Source organism: Pseudomonas sp. M5 (assembly GCF_016907075.1).
GTDB classification, from domain to species: Bacteria; Pseudomonadota; Gammaproteobacteria; order Pseudomonadales; family Pseudomonadaceae; genus Aquipseudomonas; species Aquipseudomonas putida_E.
The window spans coordinates 3,604,869-3,620,684 of sequence record NZ_JAFBBH010000001.1 but is presented as its reverse complement, the minus strand read 5'-3'; the positions used below and the strand labels follow the sequence as shown (position 1 = coordinate 3,620,684).

Here is a 15,816-nt window from a genome sequence, read left to right as displayed (position 1 = left end):
GGCAAGCCGCTGCACCGCGATCGGTGGCATTTATTTATCCACAGGCCGGTGATTTTTCAGATCGACAGCCTTGACGAAATCTCTCTCATAGGTTTTGATTGCAATCATTATCTTTCGAATCGAAACTTAAGCGCCCATGTCGAAACGAAATACCCCCCAACGCCGTCACAACATCCTGGCCATGCTCAGCGAGCAAGGTGAGGTCAGTGTGGACGCGTTGGCCAAGCGCTTTGAAACGTCGGAAGTCACCATACGCAAGGACCTCGCGGCCCTAGAGGCCAATGGCTTGCTGCTGCGTCGCTACGGCGGCGCGGTACCGGTTCCGCAGGAGATGCTTGGGGAAACCGCACAGCCAGTGTCTGCCTACAAGAAAGCCATCGCCCGCGCTGCTGTCGGCCGTATCCGTGAACACGCGCGGATCATCATCGACAGTGGCAGCACTACTGCCGCGATGATCCCGGAGCTCGGCCGCCAGCCAGGCCTGGTGGTGATGACCAACTCTTTGAACGTGGCCCGCGCCATTAGCGAGCTTGAGCATGAACCGGTACTGCTGATGACCGGCGGCACCTGGGACCCGCACTCCGAGTCGTTCCAGGGCCAGGTCGCCGAGCAGGTACTGCGCTCATACGATTTCGACCAGTTGTTCATCGGCGCAGATGGCATCGACCTCAACCGCGGCACCACGACTTTCAATGAGCTGCTGGGCCTGAGCCGAGTCATGGCCGAAGTGGCCCGCGAGGTGATCGTGATGGTCGAATCCGACAAGGTCGGGCGCAAGATCCCCAATCTTGAACTGCCTTGGGGCAGTGTCAGCACCCTCATTACAGACGAACGCCTGCCAGCAGCGGCACGCGAACAGATTCAAGCCCGCGGCGTCAACCTGATCTGCGCCGCGATCAGCCAGGAGAAATAATCATGTGTGGAATCGTTGGCGCCGTAGCTGAACGCAACATCACCGCCATTCTCATCGAAGGCCTCAAGCGGCTCGAGTACCGCGGCTACGACAGCGCCGGCCTTGCCGTTTATACCCAGCAAGGTGAACTGCAGCGCCGGCGCCGCATCGGCAAGGTCGCTGAACTGGACGCTGCCAACGCTGCCGACCCGCTGATCGGCCAGTTGGGCATTGCCCACACCCGTTGGGCTACCCACGGCGCACCGACCGAGGGCAATGCGCACCCGCATTTCTCGGGTGAAGAAGTGGCAGTGGTACACAACGGCATCATCGAAAACCATGAAGAGCTGCGCGAAGAGCTCAAAGGCCTTGGCTATGTGTTCGTTTCGCAAACCGATACCGAGGTTATCGTCCACCTGATCCACCATACTCTCAAGACCATCCCGGACCTGGCGGACGCACTGAAGTCAGCGGTCAAGCGCCTGCACGGTGCCTATGGCCTGGCGCTGATCAGCGTGAAACAACCCGATCGTCTGGTTGCCGCGCGCAGTGGCAGCCCGTTGGTGATTGGCCTTGGCCATGGTGAGAATTTCCTGGCTTCCGACCAGTTGGCGCTGCGCCAGGTCACTGACCGCTTCATGTACCTGGAGGAGGGCGACATCGCTGAGATCCGCCGTGACCAGGTGAAGGTCTGGGATCAGGCCGGCAACGCGGTCCAGCGCGAAACCGTGCAGTATCACGAAGGCGCCGAAGCCGCTGACAAGGGCGCATATCGCCACTTCATGCTCAAGGAGATTCACGAGCAGCCGACCGTGGTTCAGCGCACTCTGGAAGGCCGCCTGGGCAAGGACCATGTGCTGGTCCAGGCCTTTGGCCCACAGGCTGCTGAACTGTTCGCCAAGGTGCGCAACGTGCAGATCGTGGCCTGTGGTACCAGCTACCACGCCGGCATGGTTGCCCGTTACTGGCTGGAAAGCTTGGCCGGCATCCCTTGCCAGGTCGAAGTAGCGAGTGAGTTCCGCTACCGCAAGGTGGTGGTCCAGCCGGACACCCTGTTCGTTTCGATTTCCCAGTCTGGCGAAACTGCCGACACCCTCGCTGCCCTGCGCAATGCCAAGGAATTGGGCTTCCTCGGCAGCCTGGCCATCTGCAACGTGGGTATCAGCTCGCTGGTACGCGAATCCGACCTGACCCTGCTGACACTGGCCGGCCCGGAAATCGGCGTGGCGTCGACCAAGGCGTTCACTACCCAGCTGGTATCGCTGATGCTGCTGACCCTGGCCCTGGGCCAGGTGCGTGGCACCCTCGAGGCTGGTGTGGAAGCGGAGCTGGTCGAAGAGCTGCGTCGCCTGCCGGCACGCCTGGGCGAAGCCCTGGCCATGGACCACACCGTCGAAAAGATCGCCGAGCTGTTCGCCGACAAGCACCACACCCTGTTCCTGGGCCGTGGTGCGCAGTACCCGGTTGCGATGGAGGGTGCGCTCAAGCTCAAAGAGATTTCCTACATCCACGCCGAAGCGTACCCGGCGGGTGAGCTCAAGCATGGCCCGCTGGCGCTTGTGGATAACGACATGCCGGTGGTAACGGTAGCGCCGAACAACGAGCTGCTGGAGAAACTCAAGTCGAACCTGCAGGAAGTCCGCGCCCGGGGTGGTGAGCTGGTGGTGTTCGCCGATGAGCACGCCGGTATGAGCAACGGCGAAGGTACCCATGTAATCAAGGTGCCGCATATCGCTGACGCGCTGGCACCGATCCTGTACACCATTCCACTGCAGTTGCTGTCGTACTACGTGGCGGTGCTCAAGGGCACTGATGTTGACCAGCCGCGTAACTTGGCTAAGTCGGTGACGGTGGAATAAGCATCGGCGGCCAAGAGGCCAATTGGTTTCGTTGAATTAAAACGGTCGTCGAACAATTGAAACTGCCGCCGGTAGAGGGGGAAGCGTTCGCTTTTCCTCTACCGGCGGTTTTACAAGCCTCCCTGCTTCTCCCCTACCTCAGACTGGCGTTTTCTCGCAGCCTTCCCAATTAAGGCTGATGAAACTCTTTCGTCGTACGTGACAAGCGCCATCCCGCGTCGCCTTACATTGCAGGCGACTGATCAACTCCCGCCCTGGCCCAGAATGTTTCTGCAGACTGACTGAGGGTTGCTTTTGGCCGGGTCAGATGAATTTCCAGGGGAATGTCCCAGCTTTCATCGAGCGCCCGGATCAAACGCCCGTCCAGTATCTCCTGCTCCGTAAGGCTCTTGGGTAGCCACGCCACGCCCTTGCTTTCCAAGGCCATGGACATCAACACCGCTGCAAGGTGACTGGTGAACAGGGGCTTGAGGTGAAGGTAATCTTCTTTGCCGCGCAGTCTGTGCGCGACGATACGGCCCAGTCCGGATTCATGGGTGTAGGCGAGGTAAGGCAATGCCGCAGGAGAAGTACCGAAGTCAGCGCGGGCACTGGCAAGCGGAACGAGAGTGTCTTCGCCTACCTTCTTGCTGGTGAACTGTTCGGGTGCCAATAGCGGCGGTACGTCGGGGTGGCGGTGGCATAGCAAAAACTGAACCTGGCCATGAATCAGCATTTGCTCACAAACGGCCATGCTATCTGAGTGCAGTTGAACTGCCTCGATTGGCGCACCGCTTTCGGAACTCCGGAGCCACTTCGGGAAGAATGTAAACGAGAGGGAGTGTGTCGCTGCGAATTGTAGTGACCTGGCTGCTACCCCTGCGACCTCTTGAGCTTCGCTGCGTATCCGGTACAAGGATCGGGCCGCTTCTTGGGCACTGGGCAAGATATGCCTGCCAGCCTCGGTGAGCGTGGCTCCATGTGGTGAGCGCACGAACAGCTCAACTCCCATCCAGTTCTCAAGAGAGCGGACTCTGCGGCTGAAGGCCGGCTGGGTTACGTGTCGCGCTTCGGCCGCCCGCACGAAGCTTCCGTACTCCGCCAGCGCTGAAAGATCTTCTAGCCAAACAAGTTCCAAGGGCCATGCCTCCTGTGCATAGGGTCCGGCATTAATAGCATTGGGCGAGCGCTACCTCAAAGCATAACGTGGGGTCACATACAACAAGAGGAACCCGTCATGCGTATCGTCGACATCCGTGAAAAAACCGTTTCCATTGCCTCGCCAATCGCCAATGCCTATATCGATTTTTCCAAGATGACCTGCTCGGTCGTCGCTGTTGTCACGGATGTGATTCGCGACGGTAAGCCGGTCATCGGCTATGGCTTCAACTCCAACGGTCGCTATGGCCAAGGCGCTTTGATGCGTGACCGCTTCCTTGCACGTATCACTGAAGCAGACCCAGAGACTCTCATCGACCACGAAAACAACAACCTGGACCCGTTTGCCATCTGGAAAACCCTGATGACCAACGAGAAACCAGGAGGTCACGGTGAGCGCTCTGTCGCCGTGGGCACCATCGACATGGCGGTTTGGGATGCCGTAGCAAAAATCGAAGGAAAACCGCTGTACCGCTTGCTCGCTGATCGTTACCGCAACGGCGTCGCCGACGATAAAGTCTGGGTGTACGCAGCCGGCGGCTATTACTACCCTGGCAAAGATCAAACCAAGCTCAAAGCCGAGATGCAGAGCTATCTCGACCGCGGCTACGACGTCGTGAAAATGAAGATCGGCGCGGTCCCGCTGGACGAGGACATCCGCCGTATCGAAGCCGTGCTTGAAGTGGTTGGCGACGGCCGCCGCCTGGCCGTCGATGCCAATGGGCGCTTCGATCTGCAGACCGGCATCGCCTACGCCGAAGCCATCAAGAAATACAACCTGTTCTGGTACGAAGAGATCGGTGATCCGCTCGACTACGCGCTGCAGGCTGAGCTGGCAAATCACTATGAACTGCCTATGGCCACTGGCGAAAACCTGTTCTCTCATCAGGACGCCCGCAACCTGCTGCGCCACGGCGGTATGCGACCTGATCGTGACTATCTGCAGTTCGACTGCGCGCTGTCTTACGGCCTTGTCGAATACATGCGCACCCTCAAGGTGATGGAAGAAATGGGCTGGTCTTCCCGCCGCGTTGTACCCCACGGTGGCCACCAGATGTCGCTCAACATTGCCGCCGGCCTGCACCTTGGTGGTAACGAGTCGTACCCGGATGTTTTCCAGCCGTTCGGCGGCTTCGCGGACGGCATCAAGGTTGAAAACGGCTACGTCGGCCTGCCCGACATTCCGGGTGTGGGCTTTGAAGCCAAATCCGCCTTGTACGCAGTGATGCGTGAGCTGGGCGAGGGTTGATCATCCTCGGTATGCGGTCTCTGTAGAAGAGGCCGCAGTACCAGGCGGAGCGCAGCACCGCCAAGCCACATGCCCATCACAAAAATAAAATGAGGTGCTTTCGTGGAAATTTCCAAATCCCGCTGGTACGGCCAGCTGTATGTGCAAGTGCTGATCGGCATCGTGATCGGCGCGGCAATCGGTTACTTCTTACCCGATATCGGTGCCAAGCTCCAACCTTTCGCCGATGGCTTCATCAAACTGATCAAGATGCTCTTGGCACCGATCATCTTCGGTACTGTCGTTGTTGGTATCGCCAAGATGGGCAGCATCAAAGAGGTTGGCCGAATTGGCGTTAAGGCGCTTATCTACTTCGAGATACTGTCGACCATTGCCTTGGTCGTCGGCCTCATTGTGGTCAACATCGTTAAACCCGGCGAAGGCATGAACATCAATGCCAACGCCCTCGATGGCAGTGCCATCAGCAAATACAGCCAAGCCGCGAGTGAACAAGGCGGCACGATCGAATTCTTCCTCAATATCATCCCGCATACCTTCGTCGGCGCTTTCTCCAACGGCGTAATGCTGCAGGTGATCCTGCTTTCTGTCTTGATGGGCGTCGCTCTGGTGCAGATGGGTGAAACCAGCAAGCCGCTGATCAATACCATCGACTTGTTCCTTCAAGGCCTGTTCAAAATCGTCGCAATGGTCATGCGCCTCGCTCCGATCGGCGCCGGTGCCGGCATGGCATTCACCATTGGCAAGTACGGTATCGGCACGTTGCTGTCACTCGGCCAATTGCTGATCGCACTGTATATCACCACTCTGATATTCATTGTGGTCGTGCTCGGTGCCGTCGCCAGATGGTCCGGAATGCCGCTGATGCAGTTCCTCCGTTACTTCAAAGATGAAATTCTCATCACCCTAGGTACCTGCTCAACCGAAGCCGTGCTTCCGAGAATGATGGTGAAACTGGAGAAGCTTGGCTGCAAGAAATCGGTGGTCGGCATGGTGCTGCCTACGGGCTACACCTTCAACGCGGACGGCACATGCATCTACCTCACAATGGCTGCCATCTTCATCGCCCAAGCGACCAACACGCCGCTGACATTCATGGATCAAATGATTCTGCTGGCCGTATTCCTGCTGACCTCCAAAGGCTCGGCTGGCGTTGCGGGTGCGGGGTTTGTAACGCTGGCTGCAACGCTCACAACTATCCATTCCATTCCGCTGGTAGGCCTTGTGCTGCTGCTGGGCATCGATCGGTTCCTCAACGAAGCGCGGGCGGTGACCAACCTGATCGGTAATGGCATCGGCACCATCGCGATCGCCAAGTGGGACAACTCCTTTGATGTCGAAGCTTGTGAACGAGAAATCGCAGCCATGAAACAGGAAAAGGCGGCAAGGAAGGCCTTGCTGGCGCATAAGTGACTCACCTTCACTTCCGGTCATCGCGCTTGAAAGTCGGCGATGATCGGTTGTGATCTGGTTTCTTTAGCCCCGCAAAGCGTGCTCTGCACCAGCTGAATGAATTTGATGGAGCCGAATATGATCGAGCGATCGCATCATGAATTGCGCAAGGCGTTTGGTGATTTGCTTCAAGGACATGTCTGTAAATTTGCTGCTTCCGTATTCGATCCCATATCGGTGCGTATGGCATCCGACCTCGGTTTCGAGGTGGGTATACAGGGAGGGTCTGTCGCCTCGCTTCAAGTGCTTGGGGCACCGGACATTGCACTCCTGACGCTTGATGAGTATGTCGAGCAGGTCAACAGAGTTGGGCGTGCGAGCCAAATCCCTATCATCGCTGACGCTGACCATGGGTTTGGGAATGCGCTGAATGTCATGCGCACAGTCACTGAGTTACAGAAAGCCGGCGTTGCCGCGTTGACTTTGGAAGACACTCATCTGCCGGCCAGATACGAAGAGCAATCGCCGGCGTTGATCGGAGGGGAAGAGGCAGCAGCCAAGATCTACGCTGCTCGATTTTCCCGCTCGGATGACAGCCTCAGCATCATCGCCAGAACGAACGTGGCCGCAACCACTCTGGAAGATTCTATCGCTCGTACTGCGGCCTATGAGAAAGCGGGTGCAGATGCTATCTGCTTGGTCGGGGTCAAAGACTTCCATCACCTAGCGGCACTCACGGAACACCTCACCACGCCGATCATGCTTATCAACTACGGTAATCCGGCCCTCAGTGATGTTGAAAAACTCAGCGCGGCCAATGTGCGCATCGTGGTCAATGGGCATACTCCTTATTTTTCAGCGATCAAGTCGATCTACCAAGCGCTGCGTGAGCAAAGCGGTTCACAGGGGCGCGAACTCTCCCTCCCTGAGCTGATTTCGAAGTACACGCGCGTCGAAAGTTATCGAGAGTGGACGAAGACGTATCTGAAGGTAGGGCACGACTCGCCACGCTGAGTCATCCCACGCGGCCCGGTGAAAGCGGAGGCCTGACGGTCCCCGCATTTCCTCACTGATCAGTTTGCCTGGTGTGCAATCTCACTGTGCCTGGGCAATGCGATCGAGATGAGTGCGGCAGCCAATACGAAGATGCTGGAGACCCACAAACAAGCCTCTAACCCATAAGCTTGGAACACCCAACCTGACAGCAACGTGCCGACCAAGCGACCGAGGGCGTTGGACATGTAGTAGAAGCCTACATCCAGGGAGACGCCGTCTTCCTTGGCATAGCTGACGATCAGGTAGCTGTGCAGCGATGAGTTCACCGCGAATAGCACGCCGAACAGCATCAGCCCACCGAGCAGCACCAGCTGCGCCGACCAGCCTGCCGACAGGCCCACGGCTATGAGCGCAGGGAGCCCGGCCAGGGCGATTGCCCAGATGAAGGCCGCTCTGCCATCGGGCACATGACCGCGCTTCTTGCCGGTGATGTGAGGAGCAAGCGACTGGACGATGCCATAGCCGATCACCCACGCGGCCAAGAAACCACCGACCAGCCAGAAGTCCCAGCCAAACGCCGTGCTCAGGTACACCGGCAACGCCACCACGAACCAGACGTCCCGCGCACCGAACAAAAACAGCCGTGCGGCCGAGAGGATGTTGATGGCCCGGCTCTTGGACAGCATGTCGCGGAACTTCGGTTTGGCCTTGGCTTTGCCCAAGTCCTTTTTCAGCAGCATCAAACTGCCGATCCAGATCAGAGCCAGTACTGCTGCCATGGCCAGCACCGCCAGGGTGAAACCAAGCAGCGCAAGCAGTGCTCCCCCGAGGAAGAAGCCGACGCCTTTGAGCGCGTTCTTGGAGCCCGTGAGGATGGCCACCCACTTGTAGAGCGTGCCTTGCTGGCTGTCCGGGACCAGGAGCTTGATGGAGCTTTTGGCGCTCATCTTGTTCAGGTCCTTGGCGATGCCGGATAGCGCCTGGGCGGCCATCACCCACGGCACCGTCAGCCCGGCTGCCGGTACCGTGAGCATCAGCAAGGCCACAACCTGCATGCCAAGGCCGATGTTCATGGTGCGGTTGAGCCCCAGGCGGGCGCCGAGGTAACCGCCCACCAGATTGGTGATCACACCGAACACTTCGTAGAACAGGAACAGCGCCGCGATCTGCAGCGGCGTGTAGCCCAGCGAATGGAAGTGCAGCACCACCAGCATGCGCAATGCGCCGTCGGTGAGGGTGAAGGCCCAGTAATTGCCGGTAACCAGCAGGTACTGACGCACTTGTGCAGGCAGGGCTGACAACGCCTTCATGATCGCTGTTTACTCCGCTGCGCCGACCAAGCGTGCCAGCTCAACTGCACGGTTGGCGTAGCCCCACTCGTTGTCGTACCAGGCGTAGATCTTCACCTGGGAACCATTGACCACCAGGGTGGACAGCGCATCGATGATTGAGGAGCGTGGATCGGTGCGGTAGTCGATGGACACCAAGGGGCGCTCTTCGTAGCCCAGGATGTCCTTCAGCGGCCCTTCGGCAGCGGCTTTCAGCAGCGCGTTGACCTCTTCAGCCGTCGTCTGTCGTTCCACTTCGAACACGCAGTCTGTCAGCGAGGCATTGGCCAGCGGTACACGCACGGCGTGACCATTCAGCTTGCCGCGCAGCTCGGGGAAGATCTCGGCGATTGCGGTGGCCGAGCCTGTGGTGGTCGGTATCAGGCTCATGCCCGAGGCACGCGCGCGCCGCAGGTCCTTGTGCGGTGTATCGAGGATGCTCTGGGTATTGGTGAGGTCGTGAATGGTGGTGATCGAGCCGTGGCGGATGCCCAGGTTCTCGTGAATCACCTTGACCACCGGGGCCAGGCAGTTGGTGGTGCAAGAAGCGGCGGTGACGATACGGTGCTGCGCCGGGTCGAACAGGTGCTGGTTGACGCCCATCACCACGTTCAGTGCGCCTTTTTCCTTCACTGGAGCGCAGACCACCACGCGTTTGACGCCCTGATCCAGGTAGGCCTGGAGCACGGCTACCGACTTCATCTTGCCGCTGGCCTCGATGACCAGATCGCAGCCCGACCAGTCTGTGTCCGCGATGGTCTTGTTCGCGGTGACCTTGATGCGCTTGCCCTCGATCACTACCGCGTCACCTTCTGCGCGGGCTTCACGGTGCCAGCGTCCGTGGATCGAATCGAAGTTGATCAGATGGGCATGGGTCTCGGCGTCACCGGCCGGGTCATTGATCTGCACAAACTCGAATTCTGGCCAGTCCCAGGACGCGCGAAGCGCCAAGCGGCCAATACGGCCAAACCCGTTGATACCTACTTTGATAGCCATGTTCTTGTTCTCGGATCGCGATTAGCGAATGGTCAGAGGGTGTCGCTGAACTGGTTGATGTACCCAACGTGCGCAGCGTTGCCAGCACGGGATACGGGTGCAGTTGCCTGCTCAGAAAGCCTCAGATGGATCGTTGATTAACGCGTTTGGAAAGCTCTTCAGCCGACTCCTTGCGCTCGGAGTAGCGATCGACCAGGTAGTCGGAGCGATCACGAAGCAGCAGGGTGAACTTCACCAGCTCCTCCATAACGTCGACGACACGGTCGTAGTACGAAGAGGGCTTCATGCGGCCCGCCTCGTCGAATTCCAGATAGGCCTTCGGCACGGACGACTGGTTAGGGATGGTGAACATGCGCATCCAGCGGCCGAGGACGCGCAGCTGGTTGACCACGTTGAACGACTGCGAGCCACCGCAGACCTGCATCACCGCTAGGGTTTTGCCTTGGGTCGGGCGCACGGCGCCCATGCTCAATGGAATCCAGTCGATCTGCGACTTGAACACGCCGGTCATTGCACCGTGGCGTTCTGGCGAGCACCAGACCATGCCTTCGGACCACAGCACCAGATCGCGCAGCTGCTTGACCATGGGGTGGTCATCGGGGGCGTCGTCCGCCAATGGCAGGCCGGTCGGATTGAAGATGCGCGTCTCGGCACCGAAGTGCTCCAGCAGGCGTGCTGCTTCTTCCGTCAGCAGGCGGCTGAACGAGCGTTCTCGGGTCGATCCGTACAGCAGCAGGATGCGAGGCTTATGGGTGGACTTTTGCTCGACTGCCAGTTTGGCTGCGGTCGGCAGGTCGACCAGATCGTTGTCGATGTTGGGGATGTGGTGTTCGGTCATGATTTACTCCTGAGACAAGGCGCCAGGTGGCTGAAAGCGGTCTCGCAGAGGGTGTTGCGGCAGCTATTGGCTGTGCAGAGGAACAGAACTTTCATCGGTTCTTCTCGGCAAGGATCAGCAGCACGAGGCGACGCGTTGTGGGCGGTCACCCATGGAGTCCAGACGTTTGGTGCTGGTACTCAGCCATTCACGGTTGGCCTCCAGCGTCGTTGCCAGGACCTCACGTACCCAGGCGGGAAGCGATGGATGCAGCCGGTAATAAACCCACTGGCCCTGGCGGCGGTCTTCCAGCAGGTCACAGGTGCGAAGCTGCGCCAAGTGGCGGGAAACCTTTGGCTGGCTTTCTTCCAGCGCGCAGGTCAGTTCACAGACGCAGAGTTCTTCCTCGCGAGCGATCATTAGCATCATCCGAATGCGGTTTTCGTCGGCGAGGCATTTGAAGACCTTGGTAGGGGTCAGCGAGTCAGTCATGGGGTTACTCAGTGTTTGGTATTCACAAGGACGAGCAGCTTGATGCGCTCATGGTTCTCGTGAAGGGTGTGTCGGAGGCATCGTGTTTGTCACTGGTCGCCGCGCTGAAAGCGTCGAAATGCACAGGGTTCGTGTGCCGGAGCAAAGCTTGGCGAGCGGCGAGCGAGCTGCGTTTGCGGTACAAACAAACAGGACGCGGATCTTGCCAATCCGCGTCTATATGTTTTTTCGAATATACGCTTTTTCGAATGTATCGCAACCCTTCGATGATGGGTGTACTCATCCTGGATGAGCAGACATCCCCAGGCGGGACTGGCGTAGCTACTGCGACAGCCTGCAGTTGTTCGCCCAGCGGAAAGCGCAACATGCACAGCTACGGCTATGCTGCCCCTGCCAGTGACCCACCCACTCTGTGCTTTTCTCTTATAAAACACGTCACCATCGCCGCCACGCCAATGCTGAAGATATACAGCGCCTGCGGGCCGGATTGCTCCATCATCGCACTGGCAATCAAGGGCCCGATGGTGGCGCCAATGCCAAACGTCATCAGCAATACCCCAGCCACCGCTACACGCAGCTCAGGCTCCAGATTGTGGTTGGCATGCGCCACACCCAGTGGATACAGGCAGAACTGCAAGAAACCGATGGTGGCGCCCGCCAAAATTATCCACAGCTGTCCTGATGCCAGGCCCAGAGCCAGCGGCAGGTAAGCGATGCACAGCAATAAGGCCGTAGCCCGGATCAGCGTGATGCGCGAAAAATGATCCGACAGTTTGCCCAGCGGCAGCTGCGCCAGCAGCCCGGCGGCAATGCTGATGGCCATGAACTGCCCAACCTGCGCCGGGGTAAAGCCCAGTTGCGCGGCGAAGATTGGGGTCAGCCCATACAGGCAGCCGTTCAGCAATCCCGAAGCAAGGATGGTGAACAACGATTGAGGAAGCCGGCGCAGGTACAGCATCGGTTTGATCCGAGCCTGGCTGATACCGCTCGGCTGGGCGCCGCTGTGCAGGGCCACTGGGATCAAGCCAATGGCAAAGGCAATGGCCACGCCTGTCAGCGCCAGTGTGTGCAACCCATCTCCAAGGCTGAGCATCAGCTGGCCAAGCATCATGCCGACATAGCTGGCCACCATGTACAGCGACATGGCGCCGCCTCGCCGGCTAACCGGGGCACAATCGTTGAGCCAGCTCTCGATGACCATCAGTTGGCACATCATCGCCGCCCCCACGATAAACCGCAGGGCAAGCCACAGCGGCAAGCCATCACTGAGCTGGTGCGTAAGCACCGCGGTCACTATCACCCCGGCGCTCACCACAAAGGCCCGCGCATGGCCGGCCAGGCCAATCAGCCAGTAGCCGGAGCGGGCTCCGAACACCATCCCCAACGCGTTTGCGGCCATCAGCGCGCCGCCCCACAACTGTGCCACTCCGGCTGCATCCAGGCGCAGGGCCAGGTAGGTCATCAGCAGGCTGGAGCCCAGTTGCATCAACAAGGCAGCGACATAAATCGTGCCGAACCTTTTACTTAGTGCGAACAATTGGCTTCCCCAGGGAGAGGGTCGGTAGTCAGGCAAGGCCGTGACGCTGTTTCCAGTCGCCCGGGTACACCACATAGCCGAACAGCGCGTGGCCTGCATAAACCAGTTGCGTGCCTTCGGGAATCCACAACACCTGGCCAGGCGATACCCGATACAGCTCGCCGTTGGCCTGGAGCTCAAAGCAGCCCTCGATGATGAAAATCACTTCGTCGTAAAGCACCGTCCAGGCCACTTCGGCACCTGCCCAGCGGGCAAAGCCGATGCCCAGGTTGGGCGACACTTCGTTGCTGATGGCGCGTGCGACCCATGCGTCACCCGGCGGGCCGCCACGCTGGGCAAAATCCAGGTCGCGATGATCGACCAGGCGCACCGGGCCTTTGCCGCTCGGCACGCGGCTCATACTTCGCGCCTGCTGTTGAACGCTGCCCAGCGAATCCGAGTGCGCACGCCCAGGCCCAGGAACGGCTCAGGCGGGTTGCGTGAGGGCATCCCGGTCACGGCGCGGATGTCGCTCAATTGCCGCGAGTCCGCGCCCACTGCCATGTCGGCCAGCAGCGTGCCGGAAATGGTGCCCCAGGCGGCACCAACGCCGTTGTCGCAGGCGGTTGCGTAGACGCCGTCATCGAGTTGACCGAAGTAATTGGTGAAGTTGCGCGAGATCGCATAGGCACCGCCCCAGGTATGCGTGAACGGCACCTGTTTGAGTTGTGGATAGCGCGCCTCGAACGCCTTGCGATGATCATCGCGAATCTTGTTGCGGGCGGTATCGGTGATGCTACGGCCGTAGCGAGGAACGTGCTTGTAGGTATTGCGAATGATCAGGCGTCGGTCCTGGGTCATGCGCACCGTGGTACCGGCGTGGTCGGCAGGGGTAAGCCCCCAGTCGGCCTGGGCGCCGATTGCTGCCATCTCGGCATCGCTCAGCGGCCGTGTCCAACTGGCGAAGGTCATCACCGGCAGCAGGCGGTTGCGCAGGTAACCGAACTCCTGGGTGAAAATGCTGGTGCCCAGCAATACCTGCGGGGTACGGATCAGTCCGTTGTCGCCGCGCAGCAGCCACTTGCCGCTGGGGTCTTTCTCGAGTGAGCGGATGGGCGACTCTTCAAGCACTTCGACGTTGGCCGGCAGCGCACCACCCAGGCCACGGACCAGGGCGGCAGGCTGCATCAAGTAACAACCCGGGGTATAGATAGCACGGCTGTAGTAGCGGCTACCGAGTACGCCGGCCAGTTCGTCACGCTCCACCACGCGATAGGGCTCACCCAGGTCGGCCATGAGTTTTTCGAAATGGTCCAGGTAGCCCTGGCCACGCTCGCCCACCGCGCCCTGGTACTTGCCCGCATGAGACCACTGGCACTCGATGCCATGACGGTCGATCAAGGTCTGCAGTTGGTCGATGGCGGCCCGGTTCAGCCCCAGCAGGCGCTGCTTGTGTTGCGGGTCGGGATGCTCCAGAGCGAACTTGTGCGGCAGGTCGATGACAAAGCCCGAGTTGCGACCCGAGGCGCCATAGGCGATGCGCTGGGCATCCACCAGGATAATGCGCGCCTGTGGCAGGTGCTCGGCCAGCCGCCGTGCGGCCGCAAGCCCGGCGAAGCCTGCACCGATCACTACATGGTCGGCATTCTGTTCGCCGCTCAGGCGCTTGCTCGGTGCCGGCTCAGGCAGCGCGGCGTACCAACCGCAGCTGCGGTCGTCGTGAGGCAGATTGACAATACTGTTCATGGTTCGGCCTCAGGCCACATGTTGCTGGGTGTCCTGGCAGCTTTGCAGCCAGGTATTACGTTGCAGTTGCGCCTGGCGCCCGAGCAGCACGAACCCGCGCAGGGCACCGGCGTGGTCGTGGAACGCCGCGCTCAATCCATCGCTGGTCGGATCGCAACGCCATTGCCCCTGACAGTCACCGGGTGGCGTCAGCAGGCACAGTGGGGCAACCGGGGTTTTCACGGTCACAGGCGCCAGTGGGTAATGGGCAGCGGTCGGTTGGCCCAGCAACGTCTTGGCCAGGGCACGAATACCCTCGTTGATCGGCGCCAGGTAGGGCAGCAACTGGCCATTAATCTCGACGCAGTCACCCAAGGCGTATATGCCCGGGTGCGAGGTCTGCAGTTGTGCATCGACCTTGATCCCCCGGCCGCAGTCCAGGCCGGCCTCTAGCGCCAGTTCAAGGTTGGGGCGCAAGCCCACTGCGCTGAGCACCAGGTCTGCCTCGACCACTTGACCGTCGGCCAGAGTCAGTTGGTAGCCGTCGCTGTTGCGCTCGATGCGCTGCAAGGTGGTGCGCAGATTCCATTGCACGCCAAGGCCCGAAAGCGCCTGCTGCAAGTGCTGGCCTGCCGCCTCGGGCAGCAGGCGCTCCATGGGCCAGGCGCCCAGGCCGATCACCCGCACCTTGTAGCCATTGCTCGCCATATCGTTGGCGAACTCGCAGCCAATCAACCCGTCACCCAGAATTGCCACGCTCTTTACATCTTTGAGACGTTGGCGGAACGCCTGGTAATCGTGCAGGTTGTTGACGCTGAGCAGGGCCTCGGCGCACCCCTCGATAGGCAACCGCACCGCAGAAGCACCGCTGGCCAGTACCAGTTGGCCGTAGTCCATTTCGCCTAGGCTGGTATGCAGCCGTCGCGCCTGGGTATCAATACGCTCGACCTTGCATCCGGCATAGATACGAATGCCCAATCGCTGCTCGATCGCCAGCGGGCTTTCAGTTGCCAGGGTTGCAGCAGTGCGCCCTTGGGCCAGGGCGATCGACAAGGCAGGTTTGGAGTAGATATGCCCCGACTCTTGGGTCAGTACGCGAATCTCCAGCTGCGGGTCGGCCTTGCGCAGGGCTTGTGCCAGGCCATAGCCGGCATGGCCGCTACCGATGATGACCACCGGTTGCGCCGGGCGGGCGATGGCAACAGGTGGTGCCTGGATGACCGGCGCCGCCGCCACAGCAGCAATCGGAGTGCTCAGTTCGATCATTTCAAAGTCGGCCTTGCCGACCTTGCACTCAGGGCACAGCCAGTCCTCGGGCACATCTTCCCAGCGGGTGCCGGGGGCGATGCCGTCGTCGGGCCAGCCTTTGGCTTCGTCGTAGATCAGGCCACAGATGATGCAGAGCCAGGTTTTCATCGCG

Annotated in this window: 14 protein-coding genes and 2 pseudogenes; 5 read left to right on the top strand and 11 right to left on the bottom strand. The window is 59.9% G+C overall.

Annotated features, from left to right (window positions below; genetic code table 11):
- Nucleotides 1–136: 136 nt before the first annotated feature.
- Nucleotides 137–913, top strand: a complete 777-nt coding sequence (locus JOE27_RS16490) for a DeoR family transcriptional regulator (RefSeq protein WP_039602579.1) — start codon at nt 137–139, stop codon at nt 911–913.
- 2 nt (nt 914–915) lie between these two features.
- A complete protein-coding gene (gene glmS / locus JOE27_RS16485; RefSeq protein ID WP_046786781.1) occupies nt 916–2,751 on the top strand; it encodes a glutamine--fructose-6-phosphate transaminase (isomerizing) in 1,836 nt (611 codons plus the stop codon).
- A 223-nt stretch (nt 2,752–2,974) separates the two neighbouring features.
- Here the strand turns inward: glmS and JOE27_RS16480 are convergent, their stop codons facing one another.
- A complete protein-coding gene (locus JOE27_RS16480; RefSeq protein ID WP_115273202.1) occupies nt 2,975–3,868 on the bottom strand; it encodes a LysR substrate-binding domain-containing protein in 894 nt (297 codons plus the stop codon).
- Nucleotides 3,869–3,967: 99 nt separating this feature from the next.
- On the opposite strand from JOE27_RS16480, the gene JOE27_RS16475 reads away from it, so the two are divergent.
- From JOE27_RS16475 to JOE27_RS16465, 3 genes are all read left to right on the top strand, one after another.
- On the top strand, nt 3,968–5,137 hold the full coding sequence (locus JOE27_RS16475; RefSeq protein ID WP_089230364.1) for a mandelate racemase/muconate lactonizing enzyme family protein: 1,170 nt from the start codon (nt 3,968–3,970) through the stop codon (nt 5,135–5,137).
- 102 nt (nt 5,138–5,239) lie between these two features.
- Entirely contained in the window at nt 5,240–6,547 is a 1,308-nt protein-coding gene (gene dctA, locus JOE27_RS16470) for a C4-dicarboxylate transporter DctA (protein ID WP_115273201.1), read from the top strand.
- A gap of 117 nt (nt 6,548–6,664) precedes the next feature.
- Nucleotides 6,665–7,540, top strand: coding sequence for an isocitrate lyase/phosphoenolpyruvate mutase family protein (locus JOE27_RS16465; protein WP_115273200.1), 876 nt, complete (start codon nt 6,665–6,667; stop codon nt 7,538–7,540).
- A gap of 59 nt (nt 7,541–7,599) precedes the next feature.
- On the opposite strand, the gene arsJ is transcribed toward JOE27_RS16465, so the two are convergent.
- From arsJ to JOE27_RS24895, 10 genes and pseudogenes are all read right to left on the bottom strand, one after another.
- On the bottom strand, nt 7,600–8,832 hold the full coding sequence (gene arsJ, locus JOE27_RS16460) for an organoarsenical effux MFS transporter ArsJ (RefSeq protein WP_204919232.1): 1,233 nt from the start codon (nt 8,830–8,832) through the stop codon (nt 7,600–7,602).
- 9 nt (nt 8,833–8,841) lie between these two features.
- Nucleotides 8,842–9,846 carry an ArsJ-associated glyceraldehyde-3-phosphate dehydrogenase gene (locus JOE27_RS16455; RefSeq protein ID WP_204919230.1) on the bottom strand — a complete coding sequence of 335 codons (1,005 nt, stop codon included), beginning with the start codon at nt 9,844–9,846 and terminating at the stop codon, nt 8,842–8,844.
- 121 nt (nt 9,847–9,967) lie between these two features.
- The gene (gene arsH / locus JOE27_RS16450; protein WP_204919228.1) at nt 9,968–10,684 is read right to left on the bottom strand and encodes an arsenical resistance protein ArsH; all 717 of its coding nucleotides are present in this window, start codon (nt 10,682–10,684) and stop codon (nt 9,968–9,970) included.
- A 17-nt stretch (nt 10,685–10,701) separates the two neighbouring features.
- A pseudogene (locus tag JOE27_RS24995) lies at nt 10,702–10,833 on the bottom strand (arsenate reductase ArsC); the annotation flags it as partial.
- Nucleotides 10,799–11,155, bottom strand: coding sequence for a metalloregulator ArsR/SmtB family transcription factor (locus tag JOE27_RS16445; RefSeq protein WP_204919226.1), 357 nt, complete (start codon nt 11,153–11,155; stop codon nt 10,799–10,801). The pseudogene JOE27_RS24995 and the gene JOE27_RS16445, both read right to left, overlap by 35 nt.
- A gap of 379 nt (nt 11,156–11,534) precedes the next feature.
- On the bottom strand, nt 11,535–12,692 hold the full coding sequence (locus JOE27_RS16440; protein ID WP_204919224.1) for an MFS transporter: 1,158 nt from the start codon (nt 12,690–12,692) through the stop codon (nt 11,535–11,537).
- A gap of 28 nt (nt 12,693–12,720) precedes the next feature.
- Nucleotides 12,721–13,092, bottom strand: a complete 372-nt coding sequence (locus tag JOE27_RS16435; protein ID WP_119687993.1) for an ethanolamine utilization protein EutQ — start codon at nt 13,090–13,092, stop codon at nt 12,721–12,723.
- Nucleotides 13,089–14,417, bottom strand: a complete 1,329-nt coding sequence (locus tag JOE27_RS16430) for an FAD-dependent oxidoreductase (RefSeq protein WP_046786774.1) — start codon at nt 14,415–14,417, stop codon at nt 13,089–13,091. The genes JOE27_RS16435 and JOE27_RS16430 overlap by 4 nt, the downstream gene beginning before the upstream one ends.
- A 9-nt stretch (nt 14,418–14,426) precedes the next feature.
- Complete coding sequence (locus tag JOE27_RS16425; RefSeq protein WP_239539515.1) at nt 14,427–15,662, bottom strand: FAD-dependent oxidoreductase; 1,236 nt, start codon at nt 15,660–15,662, stop codon at nt 14,427–14,429.
- Nucleotides 15,651–15,812, bottom strand: a pseudogene (locus JOE27_RS24895) (rubredoxin); the annotation flags it as partial. The pseudogene JOE27_RS24895 and the gene JOE27_RS16425, both read right to left, overlap by 12 nt.
- Nucleotides 15,813–15,816: the final 4 nt, after the last annotated feature.